We start from the raw sequence: 5,142 nt of genomic DNA, 5'->3' as shown, positions 1-5,142 counted from the left end.
GCGGGTACTTCCTCGGGGCAGGCATCGTCAGAGCTCCTCTCATGAGCCCTATCTGACCTGCTGTCACCTCGCCCCGCATGTCGGGGGAACCTCAGCCGGGCTCCTTGCGCTGATGCTGTTCGCCTCGACGACGTATCGGATGGCACCGCCCTTCGGGCTCCAGCGCCCCGCCTTCGCGCCGGCACTCGGGCTGCGGGCGGCCCTGGCCGTGGTTCTGGCGCTGGCTGTCGGCTGGGCCCGGCGGTGGCCGGAGCATGTGTTCGGCGTGCTGCTGGCCGAGTCGGTCGCGGTGGTGCTGCTCGGGGAGCGGACGTGGCCGCTCTTCCTGGCGATGGGCGTCTTGGTCGGCTATCTCGCGGCCGTCCGTCCCCGCCGGATCTCCGCCCTCTCGGGCGTCACTGAACTCGCGGTCTGGTGGGGCGAAGCGATGACGGTGAATGACGACCTGGTGGAGTTCAGCGACTTCGCCAGCAGTCTTCTGGGCGCCGCGGCGAGCATTGCCATTCCGTGGGCGATCGGCAACTCGATACGCCAGCAACGTGGTTACAGCCAGGCCCTGCGCGCGCACGCCGCCGACCAGGCGGTCGCGGCTGAACGGCTCCGCATCGCCCGGGAGTTGCACGACGCGCTGGCCCACAGCATCGGCGTCATCGCGATCCAGGCCGGTGCGGCGAACCTGGTGCTGGACGTGGAGCCGGCCGGGGCTCGCCGGGCACTGGACGCCATCGAGGCCACCAGCCGTGAGACGCTGGCGGGCTTGCGGCGGATGCTCGTCTCCCTTCGCCAGGCCGAGGCCGGCGAGGATCCACCGGCCACCGCGCCACTCGCGGGCCTGGAGGCCGTCGACGGCTGACCGACACGATGGCGCAGGCCGGCGTCGAGGTGGATGTGCGATGGCAGGGGCGTCCGCGCCCGCTGCCGCCCGAAGTCGACCTGGCCGCCTTCCGGATCGTTCAGGAGTCGGTCACGAACGTGGTACGCCACGCGGGCGCCCACCGCTGCGAGGTGCGCATCACCTATCAGGAGGAGGAGTTGGCCATCGAGGTGCTCGACGACGGCCGCGGTCCCGTCCCCGGTCACCGTACCGGCCGAACCGGCTACGGGATCTGCGGGATGCGCGAGCGGGTCGCCCTGCTGAACGGCCAATTCAGCGCCGGGCCCCGGCCGGAGGGCGGCTTCCGGGTCACCGCGAGGCTGCCCGTATGACGCTCTCCGACACCACCGGCCCGGCGATCCGTATCCTGCTGGCCGACGACCAGGAGCTGGTGCGCACCGGGCTGGGCATGGTCATCACCCACTCCCCGGACCTGGAGCTCGTGGCCGAGGCGGCCACCGGCGCCGAGGCTGTCCGGCTCGCCAAGGAGATCCGCCCGGACGTCGTGGTGATGGACATCCGGATGCCCGGCATGGACGGCATCGAAGCGACCCGGCTGCTCACCGCGGGCGCGGCCGACCCGGTGCCGCGCGTGCTGATCCTGACCACCTTCGACGACGACGAGAACGTCTACGCCGCCCTGCGGGCCGGCGCGAGCGGCTTCCTGGTCAAGGACATGGCGCTGGTGGACATTCTCGCGGCGATCCGCGTGGTCGCCGCCGGCGACGCCCTGATCGCGCCGAGTGTCACCCGCCGCCTGATCGCCGATCTCACCGCGCGGCCCGGCCCGGCCGCGCAGAAGCGCCGGCTGCCGGGCATCACCGAGCGCGAGCGCGAGGTCCTGAGCCTGGTCGGCCGCGGCCTGTCCAATGCGGAAATCGCCGAGCAGCTCTTCATCGGCCCCGCCACCGCCAAGACCCACGTCGCCCGGCTGCTGACCAAGCTCGACGCCCGCGACCGCGTCCAACTCGTCATCGCCGCCTACGACGCAGGCCTGGTGTCCCCGTCCGGCTGAGTCCACCGGGACGGGAACGCCAGGACAGGAACGCCAGGACGGGAACCCCGGGCACCGCCCTATTACGGGCGCTGGACGGCGACTTCCGGCTCGTTAGGGGAAGGACCGTCCAGCAGCGGCTCCGGCACGCCCTTCAGCTGCAGGTCGAAGAAGTCCCCAAGGTACGTCCGGGTGATCGCCAGCCCGCGCAGCGGTGCTATCGCCCCGGGCGGGCTGGGTCGCCCCACCGCTTGGGAGAGCAGCGGCAGGTCGCTGAAGCTGCCGTGTTGGGCGCCGGCGACGGTGAGCCGGCGCTTCCAGCCGTCCAGGTGCTTCCAGGCGTCGTCCCAGGTGGTATCCATGCCCGGGCTCTCGTCGGACTGGGCGCCGAACAGGAGGAAGGGCCTGCCGTCCAGACCGGTGGCCGGGACCGGCACCTGGAAGGTGCCGTCCATATTCACCCCGGCCCGCACCCGGCGGTCGGCGACCATGGCCACGGCGGCGGCGTCACCGCCGATGGAGTGCCCGGCTATGCCGATCCGTCGTCGGTCGATCAGGTGGACATGCGTCCAGGGCGAGTGATGCGACGTCAGCTGGTCGATCACGAAGGAGGCGTCCTTCGCCCGGCTCCTGGCGACGGCCGGCAGACCGCCCGCCGGCGGCTGATCGCAGATGGCGCAGGGCAGGGTCCGTCCGTCGGGGAAGGTGACGCCGGGGGTCTCGTAGGTGTGGTCGATCAGCGCGACGACGTACCCGCGGCTGGCCAGGTCCTCGGCGACACTGCTGAACAGCGCCCGCGGGAAGGTGAAACCGGGCGAAAGCAGCACCAGCGGGAAGCGGCCCTGCACCGGCCGCGCGTCTGCCCGCGCCCACGTACGGACAGCGCTCAGCGCCTCGGGCGCGATGCCGGAGCCCGGAGCCTTCTCCTGCAGGAAAAGCCGGGCCTCCTCAGTGGTCATGTAGGGGGCCGGTCCCCCGCTCCCGGGCCGGGCCGGGTAGTACATCGACACCATCAGCTGCCGAGGTCCCGCCGCCGGCACCCAGGGGTCCTGACGGCTGTCGTCGACGAGGTGGAGCATGTCACGGCCGACTGCGAACCGGCCAGTCGGGCGGGGCAGTGCCGCCGCGAACCCGCTCGGCGCCGGGTGAGCGAAGGACACGGCGTCGGACGGCGTGGCGGCGAAGGCCGGTGCCGCGACGGCGATCGGCAGCGGCAAGACGAATGCGAGCACGGCGGTCAGCGCCGCGCGGCGGATACTGGTCATGCGCCAGAAACTAGATGGCGGACATACCTCCTGACGTCAGCCCAGCAGCGGACAAACGCTTCCGCTTCCAGGCGGATCCGCCGTCCCCTCGCAGGCAGACCACAACGCGGATTTCGAAACCGGTGAACGTGGGCGGTAAACCGGGATCCCGGGGGCGAACACGCTGGTCCGCCGCTTCGAACGCTACGAGGACATGATCCTCCCCTTCACCACGAACCTCGCGGTCCCCTTCAGCAAACCTCGCCGAACGCGACCAACGCCCCGTCAAGGTCCAGCAGCGCACCTCCGGCGGCTGCTGGCGCACCCTGCAGGGACTGGCCGACTTCGCCGTCGTCCAGTCCTACCTGTCCACCGCCAGCACGTGAGGCCGCGACAGACTCGACGCGCTCGTGCAGCTCCTCACCACCGGTGTGCGTGGCTCCCCCCTGCCCTGACGCCCTCCCCCGGCTGAACTCACGGCCTCCCGGGCCTCTCACGCTGCCAGCGGACCAAGTCGTCCAGGGCCCGGTGCAGGTCCTGGACAGACGCCAAGCCGCGGTGCTCGGCGACGACCCAGCCGGTGGCCACGTCACCACACTCCAACTCGGCCTCCCCGCTGTCCCACACCGTCAGCTGGCCGACCGCGTCCGGGCCCTCCACCGCCAAGACCATGCTCGCCTTGACCCACCCGGACCGGGACTCGTCCAGGTCCAGCGCGACCCCCCCTCCACGGCCAGGGACTCCCGCTTCGCCTCAACCCAGGCGCGCAGCGCCGGAAACAGGAACCGATCGAGTCGATCAACCCGCAACCGCCGGCACTTCCCCTCGGAACGGCCCGCGTTGAAGGTGCGCTACCTCGCCTCCGCGAGCAGATCGCCCCCCAGAGCGCGCGATGTCAACCACGTCGCAGCACACTGGAAGAAGGCGCTGAACCAGTTCCGACTCTTCTTCGAGGACTGGCTCAACACCAAGTGCTGGCCCAGGACTTACACAAAGTTCCGCGCGGATCTGCAAGCGCATGATCGTGCAGGAGTGGCTTCGATTCTACCTGCGGTTAGTGTTTCTTCATGATTTTGAAATAGGTTGCGCCCAGGTTGAGCTGGAACACCATGCCGTACTGCTTGCGTATAGCAGCCACCGAAGCGGAAGACGGTTCACGCAGACACCGTTTGACCGGTGGATCATTTTCACACGGACCTGTCGGTTCGCTGATGAAATTGGGTTTCCATTGACGGTAGCGTACCGGATCCCACTTCAGACTCTGGCTTACGGCGTCACGCGAAGGCACTTCAGGATTGCGTGTGTCATACGGCTTCCGGTAGTAGTCGATGAGCGCTCCGTCGACTGCGTGGTTGAACTCAATGCCGGGTACGTTCCGGTCGCCGGCTGTGAGGATCCCGTCGAGGACGGACACGATGTGTTTCGGGTCGGCGCCGAAGTAGGCGGTGACATTCAGACCGCAGCTGATCTTGTACAGGTCGCTGTCCCTGGTCTCCAGCCATCCCTTGGCTGTTCCGCCCCAGCAGTTGTCGCGGACCACGACCAGGCCGAGCTTCAAGGGCGTGTGCTCGACGTACGCCTGAACCACTTCTCTGAGCCCAGCTTCCGACTTCTGCCTGGCGTTGACCGCTTCCGGGCTGTCGGCAAGTTTGCGGACAGTTTTCTCCGGTACAGCCCGGTCCTCTGCCGAGCACGCGGACACCGCCAGCGCCAGAAGCATCAATGCCGCTGTCTTGACCTGCTTCATGAACGTGGCTTCCTCCCGTCTGCCCCCAGCATGCAGCCCACGTGCGGCCGGCAGCATGAGTATGGGTACTCAAAAAGTGTGTGGGGAAGCCCTGTTGGGCTTCCCCACACGGTCTGGCTGGGTTACTTCTTGGGCCAGGCGCCCAGCGCGGCCTCCAGGGTGTCCGCGTACAGTCGCGCCCCGGCGATCTTCGGATGGAATGACTGCGCGGAGATACCGAACTGGAAGAACGGCCAGTCGATCTTCGGTTCGTCGCTGTCTGTCAGATCGGTGACAATGCCGT

At 68.9% G+C, this 5,142-nt stretch carries 6 protein-coding genes and 2 pseudogenes; 5 read left to right on the top strand and 3 right to left on the bottom strand.

Annotated elements, in window-relative coordinates:
- The 3 genes from ACWC2T_RS45550 to ACWC2T_RS45540 form a co-directional block, all read left to right on the top strand.
- Positions 1-853: histidine kinase dimerization/phosphoacceptor domain-containing protein (locus tag ACWC2T_RS45550; RefSeq protein ID WP_450676171.1), on the top strand; the 853-nt coding region annotated here is incomplete at its 5' end.
- A gap of 8 nt (positions 854-861) precedes the next feature.
- Positions 862-1,206, top strand: a complete 345-nt coding sequence (locus ACWC2T_RS45545; RefSeq protein ID WP_450676170.1) for a sensor histidine kinase — start codon at positions 862-864, stop codon at positions 1,204-1,206.
- Positions 1,203-1,889 (top strand): response regulator, encoded by a 687-nt coding sequence (locus ACWC2T_RS45540; RefSeq protein ID WP_450676169.1) that lies wholly within the window; start codon positions 1,203-1,205, stop codon positions 1,887-1,889. The genes ACWC2T_RS45545 and ACWC2T_RS45540 overlap by 4 nt, the downstream gene beginning before the upstream one ends.
- Before the next feature lie 62 nt (positions 1,890-1,951).
- Here ACWC2T_RS45540 and ACWC2T_RS45535 read toward each other — a convergent pair whose 3' ends face one another.
- Positions 1,952-3,133, bottom strand: coding sequence for an alpha/beta hydrolase family protein (locus tag ACWC2T_RS45535; RefSeq protein WP_450676168.1), 1,182 nt, complete (start codon positions 3,131-3,133; stop codon positions 1,952-1,954).
- A 154-nt stretch (positions 3,134-3,287) separates the two neighbouring features.
- On the opposite strand from ACWC2T_RS45535, the pseudogene ACWC2T_RS45530 reads away from it, so the two are divergent.
- Positions 3,288-3,584 (top strand): annotated as a pseudogene (locus tag ACWC2T_RS45530) (IS66 family transposase); the annotation flags it as partial.
- Positions 3,585-3,586: 2 nt separating this feature from the next.
- Here ACWC2T_RS45530 and ACWC2T_RS45525 read toward each other — a convergent pair.
- Positions 3,587-3,784, bottom strand: a complete 198-nt coding sequence (locus ACWC2T_RS45525; protein ID WP_450676167.1) for a hypothetical protein — start codon at positions 3,782-3,784, stop codon at positions 3,587-3,589.
- Between the two features lie 114 nt (positions 3,785-3,898).
- On the opposite strand from ACWC2T_RS45525, the pseudogene ACWC2T_RS45520 reads away from it, so the two are divergent.
- A pseudogene (locus ACWC2T_RS45520) lies at positions 3,899-4,084 on the top strand (IS256 family transposase); the annotation flags it as partial.
- Between the two features lie 82 nt (positions 4,085-4,166).
- Here the strand turns inward: ACWC2T_RS45520 and ACWC2T_RS45515 are convergent.
- Positions 4,167-4,859, bottom strand: coding sequence for a hypothetical protein (locus ACWC2T_RS45515; protein ID WP_450676166.1), 693 nt, complete (start codon positions 4,857-4,859; stop codon positions 4,167-4,169).
- Positions 4,860-5,142: the final 283 nt, after the last annotated feature.

This window comes from Streptomyces sp. NPDC001393 (assembly GCF_053597455.1).
Note: the sequence above shows the minus strand (reverse complement) of the source record. Positions and strands in the feature narration are given on the sequence as shown.

Excerpts from the sequence above, each read along its gene's own strand:
- ACWC2T_RS45535 (WP_450676168.1), bottom strand. The coding sequence starts at position 3,133 with ATGACCAGTATCCGCCGCGCGGCGCTGACCGCCGTGCTCGCATTCGTC.
- ACWC2T_RS45515 (WP_450676166.1), bottom strand. The coding sequence starts at position 4,859 with ATGAAGCAGGTCAAGACAGCGGCATTGATGCTTCTGGCGCTGGCGGTG.
- ACWC2T_RS45540 (WP_450676169.1), top strand. The coding sequence starts at position 1,203 with ATGACGCTCTCCGACACCACCGGCCCGGCGATCCGTATCCTGCTGGCC.
- ACWC2T_RS45525 (WP_450676167.1), bottom strand. The coding sequence starts at position 3,784 with ATGGTCTTGGCGGTGGAGGGCCCGGACGCGGTCGGCCAGCTGACGGTG.
- ACWC2T_RS45545 (WP_450676170.1), top strand. The coding sequence starts at position 862 with ATGGCGCAGGCCGGCGTCGAGGTGGATGTGCGATGGCAGGGGCGTCCG.